The organism is Pseudoalteromonas sp. TAE79 (assembly GCF_000498015.1).
Classification (GTDB): Bacteria; Pseudomonadota; Gammaproteobacteria; order Enterobacterales; family Alteromonadaceae; genus Pseudoalteromonas.
The window spans coordinates 94375-112809 of sequence record NZ_AUTL01000277.1; the positions used below are offsets into that span (position 1 = coordinate 94375).

The 18435-nt window shown below is 39.4% G+C and carries 16 protein-coding genes; 11 read left to right on the forward strand and 5 right to left on the reverse strand.

The genetic code is table 11. The features are described from left to right. The first annotated feature begins 79 nt into the window (after positions 1–79). Complete coding sequence (rluA, locus tag L655_RS0122935; RefSeq protein WP_024606386.1) at positions 80–733, forward strand: bifunctional tRNA pseudouridine(32) synthase/23S rRNA pseudouridine(746) synthase RluA; 654 nt, start codon at positions 80–82, stop codon at positions 731–733. A gap of 81 nt (positions 734–814) precedes the next feature. Continuing rightward, on the forward strand, positions 815–1765 hold the full coding sequence (locus tag L655_RS0122940) for a DUF3530 family protein (protein WP_024606387.1): 951 nt from the start codon (positions 815–817) through the stop codon (positions 1763–1765). On the opposite strand, the gene djlA is transcribed toward L655_RS0122940, so the two are convergent. Genes djlA through L655_RS0122955 form a run of 3 tightly spaced genes read right to left on the reverse strand, consistent with a single transcriptional unit; the run spans position 1748 to position 4300 of the window. After that, positions 1748–2614 carry a co-chaperone DjlA gene (gene djlA, locus L655_RS0122945; protein WP_024600316.1) on the reverse strand — a complete coding sequence of 289 codons (867 nt, stop codon included), beginning with the start codon at positions 2612–2614 and terminating at the stop codon, positions 1748–1750. The two genes, L655_RS0122940 and djlA, sit on opposite strands and share 18 nt — an antisense overlap. Before the next feature lie 31 nt (positions 2615–2645). Continuing rightward, positions 2646–3302 carry an N-acetylmuramate alpha-1-phosphate uridylyltransferase MurU gene (gene murU, locus L655_RS0122950; RefSeq protein ID WP_024606388.1) on the reverse strand — a complete coding sequence of 219 codons (657 nt, stop codon included), beginning with the start codon at positions 3300–3302 and terminating at the stop codon, positions 2646–2648. Then, a complete protein-coding gene (locus tag L655_RS0122955) occupies positions 3299–4300 on the reverse strand; it encodes a phosphotransferase (protein ID WP_024606389.1) in 1002 nt (333 codons plus the stop codon). Before L655_RS0122955 ends, murU begins: the two co-directional genes overlap by 4 nt. A gap of 100 nt (positions 4301–4400) precedes the next feature. Here L655_RS0122955 and lptD point away from each other — a divergent pair, with 100 nt between their 5' ends. The 9 genes from lptD to L655_RS1000000128290 all read left to right on the forward strand — a co-directional run bounded on the left by lptD (position 4401) and on the right by L655_RS1000000128290 (position 14870). Further along, entirely contained in the window at positions 4401–6653 is a 2253-nt protein-coding gene (gene lptD, locus L655_RS0122960; RefSeq protein WP_024606390.1) for an LPS assembly protein LptD, read from the forward strand. Between the two features lie 30 nt (positions 6654–6683). Then, positions 6684–7979: a peptidylprolyl isomerase SurA gene (surA, locus tag L655_RS0122965; protein WP_002960833.1), complete on the forward strand. Its 1296-nt coding sequence runs from the start codon at positions 6684–6686 to the stop codon at positions 7977–7979. Between the two features lie 2 nt (positions 7980–7981). Further along, entirely contained in the window at positions 7982–8974 is a 993-nt protein-coding gene (gene pdxA / locus L655_RS0122970) for a 4-hydroxythreonine-4-phosphate dehydrogenase PdxA (protein ID WP_024589800.1), read from the forward strand. After that, positions 8971–9777, forward strand: a complete 807-nt coding sequence (gene rsmA, locus L655_RS0122975) for a 16S rRNA (adenine(1518)-N(6)/adenine(1519)-N(6))-dimethyltransferase RsmA (protein WP_002960838.1) — start codon at positions 8971–8973, stop codon at positions 9775–9777. Before pdxA ends, rsmA begins: the two co-directional genes overlap by 4 nt. After that, complete coding sequence (gene apaG / locus L655_RS0122980) at positions 9761–10150, forward strand: Co2+/Mg2+ efflux protein ApaG (protein WP_002960839.1); 390 nt, start codon at positions 9761–9763, stop codon at positions 10148–10150. Before rsmA ends, apaG begins: the two co-directional genes overlap by 17 nt. An 8-nt stretch (positions 10151–10158) precedes the next feature. After that, entirely contained in the window at positions 10159–10977 is an 819-nt protein-coding gene (locus L655_RS0122985; protein WP_024606391.1) for a symmetrical bis(5'-nucleosyl)-tetraphosphatase, read from the forward strand. A 136-nt stretch (positions 10978–11113) separates the two neighbouring features. Then, positions 11114–13129 carry a methyl-accepting chemotaxis protein gene (locus tag L655_RS0122990; protein ID WP_024606392.1) on the forward strand — a complete coding sequence of 672 codons (2016 nt, stop codon included), beginning with the start codon at positions 11114–11116 and terminating at the stop codon, positions 13127–13129. A gap of 299 nt (positions 13130–13428) precedes the next feature. Beyond that, entirely contained in the window at positions 13429–13917 is a 489-nt protein-coding gene (locus L655_RS1000000128285) for a hypothetical protein (RefSeq protein ID WP_241764544.1), read from the forward strand. Between the two features lie 47 nt (positions 13918–13964). Then, the gene (locus tag L655_RS1000000128290; RefSeq protein ID WP_241764545.1) at positions 13965–14870 is read left to right on the forward strand and encodes a capsule assembly Wzi family protein; all 906 of its coding nucleotides are present in this window, start codon (positions 13965–13967) and stop codon (positions 14868–14870) included. Positions 14871–15150: 280 nt separating this feature from the next. Here L655_RS1000000128290 and L655_RS0123005 read toward each other — a convergent pair whose 3' ends face one another. Next, positions 15151–16155, reverse strand: coding sequence for an NAD-dependent epimerase (locus L655_RS0123005; RefSeq protein ID WP_024606393.1), 1005 nt, complete (start codon positions 16153–16155; stop codon positions 15151–15153). A 391-nt stretch (positions 16156–16546) separates the two neighbouring features. Next, a complete protein-coding gene (locus tag L655_RS0123010; protein WP_024606394.1) occupies positions 16547–17713 on the reverse strand; it encodes a nucleotide sugar dehydrogenase in 1167 nt (388 codons plus the stop codon). Between the last annotated feature and the right edge of the window lie 722 nt (positions 17714–18435).

Consider the following 18435-nt stretch of genomic DNA (forward strand, 5'->3'; position numbering starts at 1 on the left):
ACAATATAGCCAAACTTTTACTTGAGCCTGTTGGCTTGCTCTACTAAAATAGCGCCCTTCAAAATTACTAAGGTCGGCCGTGTTAGTTAACTACAATCCCCCTATGAATCCGTATTTAACGATACTATTTCAGGATGACGACTTACTGATAGTTAATAAACCAAGTGAGTTATTAACTGTCCCAGGTAAAGATCCTAAACATGCCGACAGCTTAATTAATCGTGTTAATCGTGTTTTTCCAACAGCAAGAATAGTGCACCGCTTAGATATGGCGACTTCTGGCATACTGTGCCTTGCCATGAATAAAGCAGCGCACAGACATTTAAGTATGCAGTTTCAAGAGCGCGAAACAGCGAAACGTTACATAGCACGTATATACGGACACCTTGAAGCTGAAACAGGATCAGTAGATTTACCCCTTATTTGTGACTGGCTTAATCGCCCTAAACAAATGGTTGATCACGACAGAGGTAAACCTTCGCTTACGCATTTTAAAATACTTGAGCGTGAAGAAAATGCAACCCGTGTAGAACTAACCCCCATCACTGGTCGCTCGCATCAGTTACGTGTGCATATGTTAAGCTTGGGTCACCCTATTTTAGGTGATAGACTTTACGCCCACAAAGAGGCACTTGCTGCCGCTCCTCGCTTACAATTACATGCTCAAATGCTGAAGTTAAAGCACCCTAAAACTGAGCAAGTACTTACTTTTGAAGCTGAGCCAGAATTTTAACCGGCGCAAATACTTCGTAAATTATTAAACTTTTAGATAACCTTGCCGATACCTAACTAATTGTCATTAGTTAGGTGCGTTATGCTATTTTCACGGTTTTTAAAAGCAGCTTTTTATATACAGCTCAGCTGTGCGCTACTTTTAGCTAACCCCGCCTACGCGGCTGAACATATTGCCCCACCTAGTTTATCAAGTATTAAAAATAGCGACATTGAGCGACTACTGCCAAGTGATGAAATAAAGCCAATATTAGCGGGTGAAACGGAATTTTTAAGCCTTTATAGCGAATATATGAGTAGTAATTTTAGAGGTATCGTAATACTTATACCCGATTGGCACTCTTCACCTACCAATAATTCAGGTATGAGTTACTTGCGCAAAGAGCTTAATAATTTAGGCTACAGCACCTACGCAATGACAGTACCCGACATTGATTGGCAAGCAAGTAAAATGGCCGAAGCAACGCCTAATGAAGCAGAAACAGCGCCTAGTAAAGCCGATGAGCCTGCATCACCCGACACAGCAGCAAACTCACAATCACAGCCTGTAAAAATAAAAGAAGAACCTCATTACGTTAATGCAATTGAAAAAGTAACTGACGACATACTTGATAACTATAAAATAAATCTCATTTCTCGGTTTAATGCGCTGTATCAAACCGCTATGGAAGATTCGAGTAATATAGTGGTTATTGCACAAGGTACTAGTGCGGGTGTGTTGTTGGAGTACTATGCAGATTTTCCAGATGAGAGACTAGATGCGTTTATAAGTTTGAGCAGTTACTTACCTAATACTAAGCGTAACGAAAGTTTGAGCCAAACAGCGTCACTTGTTACACCCGCCTTGCTTGATATTTACTACGCAAATGACAGCACAGACATTTTAATGAGCCTTAAAAGTCGTCAGCGCTGGGTTGAGCGAAATGCAAAATTTGATTACCGCCAACGCCAATTGTTTGGCCTGCGCGATCAACCCGGTCAACACGCACGCCTAACAAAAGAAATAGACGGGTTTTTACGCCGATTTTTTTAAATACTCATAAGCAGCTTGAATATCTTGGCTCTTTTTAACAGCCAGTTCCATCATGTGTTTTGGTAGGCCTTGCGACACTAACTTATCAGGGTGGTGTTGCGACATAAGTTTACGATACGCTACTTTTATATCACGCTGCGTTGCATCGCTATTTAAACCTAATAACGCCAATGCTTGCGCACGGTTCATGTTATTATTTGGCGGTACATGGTGCCCAGAACCTTCACGGTAACTACTACTTTGACCTTGGTTTTGTTGCTGCTGATTAAATTGCTGCTGTTGCTTTCTAAAGTTAAACTCTGCTTGGTAGCGCTTTAATACAAATGCAAAACGTGTTTTAGAAATACCTAACTGTTTACTTACTTCTGCTAATAGCTGCTTTTCTTGTTCGGCTAATACCCCATCAGAAAATGCCATTTGAATTTGTATTTCTAAAAACAACTGTATTAGATCGTTTCGTTTAGCAAAGCGTTCTTTAAAATCGTGTACTGTTTCTTTAAGTGAAAAGTCGCTCTCTTTACCTGACTGAAATGCATGTTGTGCTTCGCGGCGTTCTTCACCTTTTAAGCCCATTTCATCCATAAACAAGTTAGCCGCTTTTATATGTACTTCGCTAACACGACCATTCGACTTCGCAATATGCCCCATAACAGCAAAGCAGCTTGAAAAGAATAAAGCTTGGCGCTCATTTACGTCGTCACCACTAAATAAGCTAGAAAAACCACCTGCTTTATCAAAGTTATTTTTTAAGCTTTTATCAAATAAATGACCTAGGTATAAACCTAAAATGGCACCAAATATTTTGCCAAACATAAAGCCAAAACAAAAACCGAGAATTTTTCCCCACATCTATAATACTGCCTTCTTAAAAATTGAGTTGTTACGCCTCAAGGCGCGTGTTTAATTGGTTTAAACGCTCTGGTGTACCAATATCATCCCACTGCCCTATATAGAGCTCAGTAGAGACTAAATGTTCATTTAGCTTTTCACGTAAAATAGGCCCTAGGGGGCGAATACCTTGCGTTAATCCTTTAAAAAAATCAGCCTGATAGCGGCCAATCCCCGAAAATGTATATTTTTGACTATCAGGCGACAAATGGCTCAACGCAAAGTCGCCATCTGGATTGTGTGGCGGGTTTTCTATAAGCACTATGTGCGCCTCACCGGGTTGCAAATGAAGTTGCATTAGCGCACTTACATCATAGTCGGTGTATACATCGCCATTTATTACAATGAACGAGTCGCCCAACAACGGTAACGCTTCAATAATACCGCCGGCAGTTTCAAGGCCACCTTCAACTTCTTGGCTATAAAGTATATTTACGCCCAATTGACTGCCATCTTTAAAGTAGTCTTTTATTTTATCACCCTGCCACGCAAGGTTTATTACAATATCGGTAATGCCGGCTGCTTTAAGGTTATTTATATGGTGCTCAATAAGTGGTTTTTCTGCCACTTTTAACATTGGCTTTGGCATATTTTGCGTTAGCGGCATCATTCTTTGCCCGCGCCCTGCAGCTAAAATCATCGCTTTCATGAGCGCTCCTTTGCCAACTTTTCAGTCACTTTTGGCACTATGGTATTTTTTGTCCACTCACTCAATGCTTTAAGCTCTGGATAAATTGCTGCCACTTCAATAATGTAATCAAGCGTCGGTAAAATATTATCTAAATAACCTGTTTTACCATCGCGTAAATACAATCGACAAAATATACCCGCAGCCTTTAAGTGGCGCTGTAATCCGGTTAAATCAAACCAATATTTAAACTCATCGAATGAAGTGTTAGCCATTAAATTTTGAGCTGTAAACTCTTGATAAGCAAAATCAAGCAAACTTGTTAATTCTTGCTCTGGCAATTTAAAGTAGCAATCGCGCAGCAGCGATACTAAATCGTAGCAAAGCGGCCCGCGTACAGCATCTTGATAATCTATAATTGCCCACTGGCCGTTACTATTCATAATATTACGGCTATGGTAATCACGATGAACGGTAACCGTTGGTTGCTCAAGCATCGCCTTTATTAATAGCTCTGAACTTGTTTGCCACATTATTTTTTGTTCGGCACTGAGTGACTCATTAATAAAGTCGCTTACTAACCACTGGCTAAATATATCAAGCTCTAGCTTTATAAAATCTTCGTTATACGCTTGCATAGCAGAAGCTGTGGGCGTTTTTGCCCACTGAGCACTTAAACTAATTAATGCTTGGTAATGCTCGGTGCGATTTGCATCATCAAGCATGTCAGCTAAGTGCGTACTGCCTAAATCACTGAGGATAAAAAAGCCCTGTTTTTCATCGCTTGCAATAATAGTGGGAAGTAAAAAACCTTGCTCAACAAACACCTGGTTTAGCGAAGTGTAAGGTTCGTTATTCACTTTTTTTGGATCTGAGTCCATCACTATTAAATGTTTATTATCGTGATTTAAACGATAATAACGGCGAAAGCTAGCATCCCCCGTGATCGCGTTTAAAGTATGCGACTTGGCATTAAGGTGTGTGTTTATAAATTGTTGTAAATTCTCAAAGCGTGTCATTTTATTAGATATCTATTTTTATAGGTCAATTACTGTAATTGCCATTATTTTCCTTTATTATGTGTATATTATATTAAACACAAAGTATTAAGGTCGATAAATGAGCAAAACCTGGGGCATATTGATGCTAAGCGTAGTTAGCGCACCATCGCTTGCCGAAACTGAACTGGCACACAACCTTTGTGGCATTTCAATGCAAACCAGAGCTTGGCAACCACTTGAAGGCCTTAACCTTGGTGAAGTTGATATTCAAGCTGATGATGTTGAGCTACTTGGCACTCAAAGCGCTGAATTTACCGGCAATGTTGATATTAACACCCTTAAGATGAGTTTGTCCGCACAAACTGCGTTGATAGACAAACAGCGTGGTTTATTAAATGCAACGGGGCCAATCACTTATCAAGACTACGTAAGCAAAGTTAACAGCACCGGATTAAATGCCGATTTAAATAATTCAGAAGTCAGTTTGTTAGGCGCCGACTACAGCCTAACCGAACAACAAGGTAAAGGCGGCGCTGAAAAGCTCACTGTTAATCAGTCTGGCCTATTACTCATGAATGCAAGCTTTACTGCTTGCCCAAGTGACACCCCAGCATGGGAAATTGAAGCTGACGAAATAAACCTTTCACGCGAAGAAGGCTGGGGCGAAACATATAACGCCGTATTGCGTATTTTAGATACACCGGTTTTATATTTACCTTATTTTACATTCCCGCTAGATGAACGCCGTAAATCGGGCTTACTTACCCCGACTATTTCAAGTTCTGACAAATACGGCCTTGAAACAATTACGCCTTATTATTTAAATATTGCACCTAATTTTGATGCCACAATTACGCCTCGTTATATGTCTAACAAAGGGCTGCAATTACAGACAGAGTTTAGATACCTAACAGAGCAACACGAAGGCTTAGTAGGGATTGAATACTTAGATAGTGATGATTCTGAGCCTGATTTGAATGAACGCTACATGTTTCATTGGCAACAGCAAAGCTACCTAGGTGAAAACTGGCGCGCAAACGTTGATGTAACCAATGTGAGCGATGATAATTACATCACCGACTTAACTTCAAACTACGCAAGTAAAACCGATACTCAATTGTATCGTACTGGTTCACTGACCCATTTAGGTGATACATGGCGCACTGATATTAAAGTGCAAAACTTTGAAGTACTCGGCGATCACTTAGAGTCATACACTGCAATACCACAAGTTAATTTTACGCAAACAGCGCCTTGGCGTTTTGATAATTTTGACTTTAGTGTGTCGGGCGAGATTAGCCATTTTACTAATGATTCATCAGAAGTGGCCATAGACAGCGCAACTCGTGTACACGTAGAGCCAAAAGCACGCTACAACTACGCTACGCATGCGTGGTCATTTTTGTCTGAAGTAAGCTTATTACAAACTAATTATAAGCAAAGCGGAAACTTAACCGGCACGCAATACAGCGATACTGTATCGCGTACTATCCCAAAAGTACGTTTGTACTCTCAGCTTAATTTTGAGCGTGACGCATCTTACTTTTTTGAAGATGGTATACAAACACTAGAACCGCAAATTCAGTATTTATATACACCTAATAAAGAGCAGTCAGATATTGGCTTGTTTGATACAACCAAACTGCAAGATGATTATTATGGTTTATTTAGAGACGTGCGCTTTTCGGGTGTTGACCGTATAGCAGCTGCTAATCAGTTTACTTTAGGTGCTACAACGCGCTTATTTGATAAAAAACAAGAAGAAGTGTTTAACTTTAGTGCGGGCCAAATATTTTATTTAAGTGACGATGCCAAGCCAACAGAGCAAGGCTTAAACTCAGACACTAATTATAATGCACTATTTGCAGCTCAAACCATGTTACATTGGCACCGCCGTTGGTACCTCGCTGGAGGTATTCAATATGATACAGATGGCAAGCAAATGGTACAGTCAAATGTAACGCTAGATTATAAAGGTGATAATAATCAGCTAGTACAATTGAACCATCGCTATGCAAATGATGTCTCAGGAAATACAATCGAGCAAGCAGGTGTATTTACAAGTATTCCTATTAGCGACGAATGGCAATTTATTGCGAGTTATCATCGAGATCTTGAAAACAACAGAAGTATCGAAGTATTGAGCGGATTACAGTATGAATCATGCTGTTGGGCTATCCAAATTACTGGCTATCGCCAAATTGAAACTGATTTAAATCAGTCAATAGGACAAGAACAAGCAACTTTTGATTCAGGTATTAGTTTGAATTTTGTATTAAAAGGACTTGGCAGTAAAAGCCGTTATGATGCACAAAAATTATTACAACAAGGTATTTTTGGCTATCGTAGACCGTATTTTCTTAGTAACTAGAGTACTATCAGCAAGAGTAGTAAAAAGAATATGAATTTAAAAAAATTATTAACATCAGCAGTTTTAAGTGCCAGCCTTTGTCAAAGTGTAATGGCTGCACCAGTAGAAATAGATAAAGTTATTGGCGTTGTAAACCAAGGCGTAATTTTAAAAAGCGAAGTAGACACCATAATTGATCGTGTTAAAAAGCAAGCACAAGAACAAGGCCAGCAATTACCAAAAGATGAAACACTTCGTGTACAAGCTGTAGAGCGTTTAGTTAATCAAGCGCTTATGATGCAAATGGCTGAGCGTATGGGGTTACAAATCTCAGACAGCCAACTCGATCAAACTCTCGCTAACATGGCAAAAGAGCAAGGCGGAACAATCGCCGACTTACGCCGCACTATTGAAGGTTCGGGCGAAAGCTTTCAAGCTTACCGTGAAGAAATTCGTAAAGAAATCACAACGCAGCAAGTAACACGTGCAAGCGTTGATCGTCGTATTTATATTAGCGAACAAGAAGTTGATAACCTTTTAAAAATTATGGAAACCCAAGGTCAAAGTGCTGAAGAGTACGACATTGGTCATATTTTAATAGATATCCCTAACGATGCGACAGCTGACGAAATTGCTGATGCAAAAACACGTGCAGATAAGGTTATTGAGCTATTAAACGATGGCCAAGAGTTTAAGCGTATTGCTATTTCATCATCAAGCGGCTCTAAAGCACTTGAAGGTGGACAACTTGGTTACATGGGCATTAACGAAATGCCATCGCTTTTTGCTGAAGCAGTAAAAGGGCAAAAGAAAGGCGCTATTGTTGGCCCACTTCGCTCTGGTGCTGGTTTTCATATCATAAAAGTACAAGACGTTCGTGGTCTACAAGTTGTAGAAACAACTGAAGTACGTTCACGCCATATACTTATTAAACCTTCAATTATTTTAAGTGAAGAAAAAGCACGCTCAATGCTTGCAGGCTTTGCAAAAGACTTACGTGCAGGAACAGCCGACTTTGGTGAACTTGCTAAAGAGTACTCAGAAGATCCTGGCTCTGCACTTAAAGGTGGCGAGTACGATTGGACAGATCCAACTACCTACGTACCTGCGTTTAAAGATACATTACTTTCTCTTAAAGAAAATGAAATAAGCGAACCGTTTAGAACACAGTTTGGTTGGCATATTGTGCAGTTACTTGGCAAACGTGTAGCTGATAAAACTGAACTAGCTAAACGTAACCGTGCTCACGGTATGTTGTTTAACCGTAAATTTAAGGAAGAAAGTTTTAACTGGCAGCAAGAAATGCGCGAGCAAGCTCACGTTGAAATTTTCCCTATAGACCAATAAATATGACTCTAAGAATTGCTATTACACCGGGTGAACCAGCCGGTATTGGCCCAGATTTGCTACTCACGCTTGCTCAGCAAGCGTGGGACGCTCAACTTATAGCGATTGCTGATGGCAAACTATTAAAAGAGCGTGCAAAGCATTTAGGCTTAACAATAAATTTAATTGAATTTGATGATAATGCCCCCGCCATAGCAGCACCTGCGGGCAGTTTGTATATTCATCAGGTTGATTTAGGTGCGGATGTAGAGCTTGGCGTACTAAACGACGGTAACGGCCAATACGTGTTAGATACCTTGCGTATAGCAAGCGAAAAAAACATGGATGGCACGTTCGATGCGGTTGTTACGGGCCCTGTTCACAAAGGCATTATTAACAAAGCGGGCATTTCATTTAGCGGACACACTGAGTATTTTGCGCAGCAATCAAATACTGCAGATGTGGTTATGATGCTTGCAACTGAAGGTTTACGCGTTGCACTTGTAACCACGCATATTCCACTTGCGTATGTGTCGCGTGCCATTACTCCTGAGCGCTTAACTAAAGTCGCGGGTATTTTAAATCACGACTTACAAACTAAGTTTGGGATAGAAAAACCACGTATTTTAGTGTGTGGCTTAAACCCACATGCAGGTGAAGATGGCCATTTAGGCCGTGAAGAAATAGAAACAATCACCCCAACGCTTGAAATACTTAGAAGCGAAGGGATGAATTTAATTGGCCCACTACCGGCCGATACCTTATTTCAACATAAATACCTATCTGAAGCAGATGCAGTACTTGCTATGTATCACGATCAGGGATTACCTGTGCTAAAATACAAAGGATTTGGTAAATCGGTAAATATTACCCTTGGCTTACCATTTATCCGCACCTCAGTTGACCACGGTACTGCTCTCGATTTAGCAGGGACTGGTACAGCTGACGTTGGCAGTTTTGAATTAGCGATCCGCGAAGCAATTAAGCTCGCCCAAGAAAAAGCACAAAATCAATGACCGATAAAGTACATTTAGGACACCGCGCCCGTAAGCGTTTTGGGCAAAACTTTTTATTTGATGAATCTATCATCGATAAAATAGTCTCTGCGATTGATCCTAAACCAGAAGACAACTTAGTAGAAATTGGCCCAGGCCTTGGCGCAATTACTGAGCCAGTAGCCGACTTAAGCGGCCATTTAACGGTTGTTGAATTAGATAAAGACTTAGCACAACGATTAATTGAACACCCATTTTTGGGTCCTAAATTAACCGTTAACCAAGGCGATGCAATGACGTTTGACTTTGCAAGCTTGGTTCGCGATGACAAAAAATTAAAAGTGTTTGGTAACTTACCTTACAATATTTCGACACCGTTATTGTTTCACCTTTTTGAATTTTCAGATCATATTGAGCACATGCACTTTATGCTTCAAAAAGAAGTAGTAAAACGCATGGTAGCAGGCCCAGGTAGTAAAACATTTGGTCGCTTAAGCGTAATGACTCAATACTACTGTAATGCAATGCCGGTTGTTGAAGTACCACCTGAGTGCTTTAAACCAGCGCCAAAAGTTGACTCTGCTGTTATTCGTTTAATACCTAAAAAGCCAGAGCAACGTACAGCAAAAAGCGTTAAAATTTTAAACACCGTGTGTTTAGAAGCATTTAACCAGCGCCGTAAAACGCTACGAAATAGTTTAGGTAACTTACTTACCGCAGAAGAACTAACTAGCATTGGCATTGATATAACGCTGCGTGCTGAGCGCTTATCTTTACAACAATTTATTGATATAGCTAACTGGATTTATGACAACAAGCAGTAACATTGGATCGCCTGTAAAGGTATCTGTAGAAACATTTTACGTAGAAGGCCAATCTCAACCTGAGCTTGAAAAATACGTATTTGCTTACTCGGTAACAATTAAAAACCATAGTTTATGCAGTGCAAAATTACTGAGCCGCTATTGGTTAATTACCGATGCAAATGGCAAACAAGTAGAAGTTGAAGGCGAAGGCGTTGTTGGCGAAATGCCAGATATTGGCCCAGGCGAAAGCTATAAATACACCAGCGGTGCAATTTTAGATACACCTGTAGGCACTATGCAAGGCCATTACACGTTACGCAACGAGTTTGGCTCTGAGTTTCAGGCGCCTATTAATGTGTTTCGTTTGGCTTGCCCTAACATTTTGCATTAAGCACTTAGATGGCAGATTATGCGATAGGTGATTTACAAGGGTGTTTTAGTGAATTTAACACCCTTTTACAACGGGTTGATTTTAACCCAAGTAAAGATCACCTATATTTAGTTGGCGACATAGTTGCTCGCGGGCCAGACTCCCTAGCCTGCTTAGACTATATTTACCAACATCAAAATAGCATGACCATCACTTTAGGCAATCACGACCTTCACATGGTTGCCTGCTACTTTCTTAATAAACCTACCAACCCAAAAGATAAACTAAACCCGATATTTGAAAGCCCAAAGTTAGCGCATTACATCGCTTTTTTACAAACTCAACCATTGGCCTTAGAGCTTATGAAACATGACTGTTTTATATCTCATGCAGGATTAAACCCCGATTGGTCTATTGAAAATGCACTAAAGCACGCGCAATTTGCACAAAGCTGTTATCAATCAAATAACGCTAAAGCATTTTTTGAACACATGTATCAACCTCACCCTGCAGAGTGGTCAAGCAATCTTGATGACTTTGAAAAATTTAGATACATAGTTAACTATTTTACCCGTATGCGTTTTTTAACGAGTGCCAACAAACTTGAGCTTAATGCAAAGGGCGCCGTAACCGATAGCCAAACATTAACTCCTTGGTTTAACCATCCTAATATTGCAAAAACTAAACACAATATTATTTTTGGCCACTGGGCAGCACTTGAAGGTAAAACGGGTAATCCACGGGTGCATGCCTTAGATACAGGCTGTGTATGGGGTAACACCATGACCCTAATGGAGCTAAGTACTAAAAAAATAATTGTAGAAAAATCCCTCCTTTCATCTAAATAAACTGAAAAAAACTAATACATCTGTTAGATTTATCAATTAATAGTTAAAATTAGTTAAAGTAATTGATTTTAATTACTTAACTTATCTGAATTAAAGCCGATAAGTCTTAATCGAAGTACTTTTGAGTGGAAATCTTATGAACCTGACAGTAAGCCAACGTATTTGGGGTGGTTTTATATTTATCACCTTATTATTATTAATAATTGGTGGTAACTCCTTAATAAAAATAGCAAACATCGATCGCTCTACTCAAAAAGTGAACCAACTATCACTTCCTGCACTAAATAAAAGCTCTGAACTACAAGCCGAATTTATTTTAATGAGTAAAGCCGCTCAAGCGAGCCTTTATACCTCATCGGCAAGTGAGCTCGCACCAATAAAATCACAGGTCCTTGAGCAAAAACAGTTATTCAACACTCTGCACCGTGAACTTCAAGACGTAGTAAAAAACGATACGGCACTAAATCAAAGCAGCCAAAACGTAGAAAAAACCTATTTAAGTTTTTTAAGTACTGTTGAAAATTTATTAGAAGACAAAAGCAAACAACTTGCGCTTAATAAATCTCTAAATGCACAACTCGAAAACATTGAGCTTTCAGCTGAAGATGCCAATTCAGTCGTACTTGATATTATTGATATAGATGGGTTTGAGCAAAACTATCCACGTGCTTATCAAGCTGCAAATAATTTAGAAAACAACTTTATGTCGGTAGTTAGTAACAGCACCGACATGCTGACTGTTAAAACGCTTAATACACTCGACATCGTTAAAAACGAGCAAACGTATTACTTAGAAGAAGTAATACGTACCGTTGCGTTAATTCAGCCCGCTATAGAGCAAACGCACAGCGATTTATACACAAGCTTAAAAGAATATGTTGATACCCTAGACAGTAATATAAAAGGTAGTAATGGTTTAGCTGCAAACAAAAAGCGTTTAATTGATTCGATTACGCTTACGCAATCAGAGCTTGCCCAGTCAGAACAAGCAACCCAAATGGCACTTAACCAAATTGATGAGCTTGTTAAACAAGCAAGTGACGTTGCGTTCAAATTACAGCAAGGTGTACGTAGCGACGTAGATTCAGCTAATTTGTGGACCTGGGTTGGTATGATTATAGCCACTCTATTAGCTATCGCGATTGCTATTATTACTGTTAGCCGCATTACTAAGCCTCTTGCTGAAGTTAACCGTATTTTAGATATTGTTGCCAGTGGCGACATGACACAACGATTAGACGACAGCGCTAAAGACGAATTTGGCGAACTATCTAAAAGCTGTAACACGCTAATTGACAGCCTACGCAGCCTAATTAAAGGTATTATTTCGCGCTCTACTCAGCTTGCAGCAGCATCAGAGCAAACATCAGCCATTACCTCAGAATCAAGCCAAGCAATTCGTAACCAGCAAGCACAAGTTGAACAAGCCGCAACGGCAACAACCGAAATGAGCAGTACATCGCAAACAGTTAGTAACAGCGCTCAACAGGCACTTAGCGAAATTAAAAATGCTGATAAAGAAGCTGAACGCGTTAAAGGTATTTCGAATAACAATAAAGCAACGATTGAACAACTAGCGCGTGAAGTAGACGACGCCTCACAAGTTATTAATAAACTGCATCAAGATAGCGCATCAATTGGCAGCATATTAGATGTAATACGCGGAATAGCGGATCAAACTAACCTACTTGCACTAAATGCCGCAATTGAAGCTGCGCGAGCTGGTGAATACGGCCGAGGCTTTGCTGTTGTAGCTGACGAAGTGCGCTCTCTAGCGAGTAAAACTCAAGAGTCCACCCAAGAGATACAATCAATGATTGAGTCGCTACAAACAGGCGCTGAAGCTGCAGTAACGGCAATGAGCAAAGGTAAGCAACGTGCTGTATCGTGTGTTGAACAAACCGACCTAGCAAGTAGCGCACTTGATTCGATTACATTTGCAGTTTCGCAAGCACACGACGTAAGCGAAGAAATTTCGACTGCCGCACTTGAGCAACAACAAGTAGCACAAGAAATTAGCGAACGCCTTGAGTCGATTGTAGCCATCGCAGAGCAAACAGCCGAAGGCGCAAACCAAACTAATATTTCAAGTTCAGAAGTAGCAAAACTTGCTGAAGAGCTTCGCTTGTCGGTAGACGAATTTAAAGTTTAGGTTAACTAAAACGATAAAAAAACCCCCGATGGTACTATGTACCATCGGGGTTTTTGTTTATAAGACCTTTAGAAATGAGATGTAAAACCTCACCTATAATATACGCCCCTGTAGGTACGCATTTACTTCGCGCTCATCTAATTTAACTTTACCAAAGCGGGGTATAAAACCTCACCTACAACTTATATACACCAACTAATAACTACTAATATATCGCTTTTTTCTTCCTTACTTAGGCGTTTATTGCTAACCTCGCGTTAACGTTTTTACTTAAACAAATTTTTGCTAACGGAATAATTATGCTCAAAAAAATATCACTGTTTATAGGGATGGCAATCAGTGCAAGTGCTATTGCTAAAGGTGGCCTGTCTCCTTACTTACCTTTAAATCAAGCCCCAGAACTTGAGCACCAAGTACAACGACTTTTAGCCGTAAGTAAAAACACACATATTATGAGCAAGCCTTATAAAGCGCACGATATTTATAGAGTGCTGCAAACAGTAAGGCATACTTACCCAGAACTATATCAAACACTTTCGTACCAACTTAGTCCTTACATTCAAAGCGATGCGGGCACATTTGCAAAAGTAACGCTTGCTGCTGGCACAAAAGATAAAACACTGCCAAACCAACGCGGCCAAACCACTAAAACCAACTTAATTGTTGAAGGTGGCGCTTACGCAAACTTCGGGCGTTACTTTGGTGTAAGTGTTGCTGGCATAGCCAACGAAGATGAAATATTACCTACACAAAGCTTTTTTACCTTGGTAATAAGTACGCGCAGTTAGATGTAGGTTACCGAGAGCATTGGTACTCACCTTTTAACGACAGCGCCATGCTATTAAGCACACAAGCTAAAACAACGCCTTCTATAACGCTTAGTAATGTAGAGCCAATAACCAGCTTTAATATTCGTTATGATATGTTTATTAGCAAAATGACCGAGCAACGTGGCATTTTAAAAGAAGGTCAACAAACAGGTGTTGATAGGGTTTATGAACCAGGTAAGCCCTATTTATTTGGTTTACACACGAGTTTTGCAGCAACTGATAATCTAACAATAGGCTTAAGTCGTTTAATGCAGTTCGGAGGCGGCCCTCGAACAGTTACCTTAAAAGACTTTGCAGAGGGTTTTTTTACTCCAGGGGCTAAAGACAATATAACAACTGATGATGCTAACGAACTTGGTGATGAATACGAGCTTGGGGATCAACTAGGATCCATAACATTCGCCTACAACAATAGTATTTATGCGCTACCGTTTGAGTTTTATGGCGAGATTGCGCTTGAAGATACATTGGGAGGCTCACGTAATAATGCCTACAGTTTTGGACTCTACTTACCTTTTATTGCTAATAACCATAGTCTACGTTTTGAGCACAGTAATTGGCAGCCTAGTTGGTATGGTAATCACTTATACTTAGACGGGAATCGTAATTCAGGCAATGTAATTGGCCACTGGGCGGGTGATGAACACGACTACAGCGACTACACTCCTGCTAAATCAATGAGCGTAAACTGGCATTGGCAATTGAGTAAAATAGAAAGTTTAAATACCACCATTCGCATGCTTGAAAATAAACGTGATGGTTATAAAACTAGTTATGAGTTACAAACAGCCTATACGCGGAAATTAAGTAAACCAATAATGGGTACTAAAAGTTGGGGAGCTGAGCTGTATCAAGGAAAGGATGTATACGGGGAAGCATTTGCTAGGTTAGGTGTATTTGCCAATTTTTAACACCCTGTAGGGGCGAATTTATTTCGCGCTAATGTAATTTAACTTTACTAAAGCGAGGTATAAAACCTCACCTACAATATACACCCTATCGATGCGAATTTACTTCGCGCTCATGTGATTTAACTTTACCAAAAGCGAGGTATAAAACCTCACCTACAATACACACACCCTGTAGGCGCAAATTTACTTCGCGCTCATCTAAATTAACTTTATTAAAAGCAAAAAAAAGCACTGTCTTAAATTTAAAACAGTGTTTTAAATGACTTACAAATTGTAACCTTTATTTATAAAAGTCTTTATACCACTTAATAAGCTCACTCACGCCTTGCTTAACACCAACTTGCGCTTTATAGCCTGTTGCATTAAATAAATCTGTAGTATCAGCATAAGTTTTATAAACATCGCCAGCTTGCATTTCACGGAAGTTCTTTTTAGCTTCAGTACCTAGTTCAGCTTCAATGGCTTCAATAAACTTCATTAGGTTTATTGGGCTACCGTGGCCAATATTATAAACCGCATACGGAGCAGAGCTAGAAGCTGGTGAACCTGTTTCAACTTTCCAATCTGGGTTTGCAACAGGTATAACATCGGCAGCACGAACAACACCTTCGACTATGTCATCTATGTAAGTAAAGTCACGCCACATATCGCCATTGTTGTTTATATCAATAGTGTCGCCGGCAAGTATTTTTTTAGTAAAAATATACGGGGCCATATCTGGGCGACCCCATGGCCCATATACAGTAAAAAAGCGTAAGCCTGTTGTAGGTAAACTATATAAATGAGAATAGCTATGCGCCATTAGCTCATTCGCTTTTTTAGTTGCAGCATAAAACGACACTGGGTGATCAACACTATCGGTTGTTTCAAACGGTGTTTTTTCGTTTAAGCCATATACAGAGCTAGATGAAGCATAAACCAAGTGTTTAACTTTATTATTACGACACCCTTCAAGCACATTTAAGTGCCCTACTAAATTAGAGTCTGCATAAGCATCAGGGTTTTCTATTGAATACCTAACACCGGCTTGCGCCGCTAAATGTATTACTTTATCAAACTGCTGTGTTTTAAATAACTCGCTCATTGCTGGGCGTTCACTTATATCAAGCTTAATAAATGTAAACGCTTCATGGCTTTCAAACTGCGCTAAACGAGCTAGTTTTAAATTTACATCGTAATAATCGTTAAGGTTATCAATACCGACTACTACATGGCCAGCCGCTAATAATTTTTGGCATGTTGCCGCGCCAATAAAACCAGCAGCACCCGTTACTAAATATTTCATAATTTCCTAATCTTTAAGCTAATAAAGTTGAAAGTTGAAAGTTGAAAGTTGAAGACTAAAAGCCTAATCCCAAGTTTCAATAGTTTTCATTAAGGCAGATATCATTTTTGATAACTGCCTAGACTCTTCTATTCAGGTCCGTACTTTTACCTCAATGCCTTTAACTTTTTAAAGCTATGCTTATTTGCTAACGCGCCAGCAAGCAAGGCGCCTACAACAATAACATCGCAATTATACGGCTGAGGCGTGAAGCTTGCTCACGCACAAAAAACACTAATTTCAACTATAAGCCTTTAACCTTTAGCCTTTAACCTTTAGCCTTTAACCTTTAGCCTTTAGCCTTTAGCCTTTAACCTGTAACCTTTAACTTTTAGTCTTTAAACTTTGTTTATTAATCACTACCAAACAAATCGCGAGTATAAACTTTGTCAGCAATATCACTGAGCTCTTCAACCATACGGTTAGATACAACAACATCAGATATTTGCTTAAACTCATTTAAGTCTTTAATGACACGAGAATGATAAAACTCACTTTCTTCAAGCACGGGTTCGTAAACTACAACCTCAATACCTTTCGCTTTAATACGCTTCATTATGCCTTGTATAGCAGAGGCTCTAAAGTTATCAGACCCTGTTTTCATTACTAAACGATATACACCAACCACTTTAGGGCTACGCTTTATTATTGAGTCGGCAATAAAGTCTTTACGTGTAGTATTAGCATCAACAATCGCACCAATAATGTTGTTTGGTACATTTGCATAATTTGCACGTAATTGCTTAGTGTCTTTTGGTAAACAGTAGCCGCCATATCCAAACGATGGATTATTGTAATGATCACCTATGCGAGGGTCTAAGCTAACGCCCTGTATAATTTGCTTAGAGTTTAAGCCATGCGCTTCAGCGTAGCTGTCAAGCTCATTGAAGTAAGCTACACGCATTGCTAAATAAGTGTTTGAGAACAACTTAATAGCTTCGGCTTCAGTTGAGTCAGTAAACAGTACTTCAATATCTTCTTTGATAGCGCCTTGCTTAAGTAAGCTTGCAAATACACTCGCGCGCTCACTTTGCTCACCAACAACAATACGCGATGGGTATAGGTTATCGTGTAGTGCTTTACCTTCACGTAAAAACTCTGGCGAAAATATTAAGTTACTAACGCCTAACGTCTCTTTAATACCTTGCGTAAAACCAACGGGTATAGTCGACTTAATAACCATAACTGCATTTGGGTTATGCGCTGTCACATCTTTAATTACCGCTTCTACAGAACTTGTATTAAAGTAATTGTTTTCTACATCGTAATCAGTGGGTGTAGCAATAATTACAAAATCAGCGTTTTTGTACGCTGCTACTTTGTCGGTAGTTGCTGTAAAGTTTAAGTCACTACGTGTTAAAAATTCATTAATTTCGGTATCAACAATTGGTGATTTTTTATCATTCAACAGTGCTATTTTGTGTTCGTCTATATCAAATGCGACCACTTCATTGTGTTGTGCTAGCAACATAGCGTTAGAAAGGCCTACATAGCCTGTACCGACCACAGCAATTTTCATATTAATCCTTTATATTTAAAAATATTTTTATTATTTTACCAGAGGGAGCAGAGAAAACGAAAAGTTTATTATTTTCGTAAACATCCGAGCAACCACACCTAGCAGAGTGAATTCAATCAAGTGAAAATGCTCTCAGTTTTTTACTGTAGGTATTATGCACACAAAGACCCCTTAATGACTGGCAAAAATTGATTGGGCAGTAACAAACTAGTAGCTTATTTATTGACGTGTTTTGTAGGAAAAACAAGTTACCAACTTCAAAATTTTATAAATATCGGTCTAAATATAAGAGGCTGTAAAAGCACCTAAATAGTCAAAGTGAAAAACAAAGCCATTCCTCATGAAGTCAATACCTCAATTTAGTTATGTAAGTTCTTTATCTAATAGTTCCCTCTATTAGAAGAAAACACTCCCCTCCCCTCAAACCCTTACACAGCAAGGCCTTGCGCGCGATTTACCTTTTTAAATGAGACAGGAAAACGTCTAATTTTTAACATTTGAGACAGTTTTAATCGGGCAAAATGCGAGTAAAAAGTGTCTCAATCTGGCCATTTACGACACGCTAACACACTAAAAGTCTGAGATAAAAAAGTGTAAAAATTCACTTTTTAATATACCAACGTATCAATTAATGCCCATAAAAAAGGATTCACCGTGTCTCAATGTGGCTATTTCATAGAGTCTTAGCAGCTAAAAAGCTGAGATGAAAATGTGAAAAAATT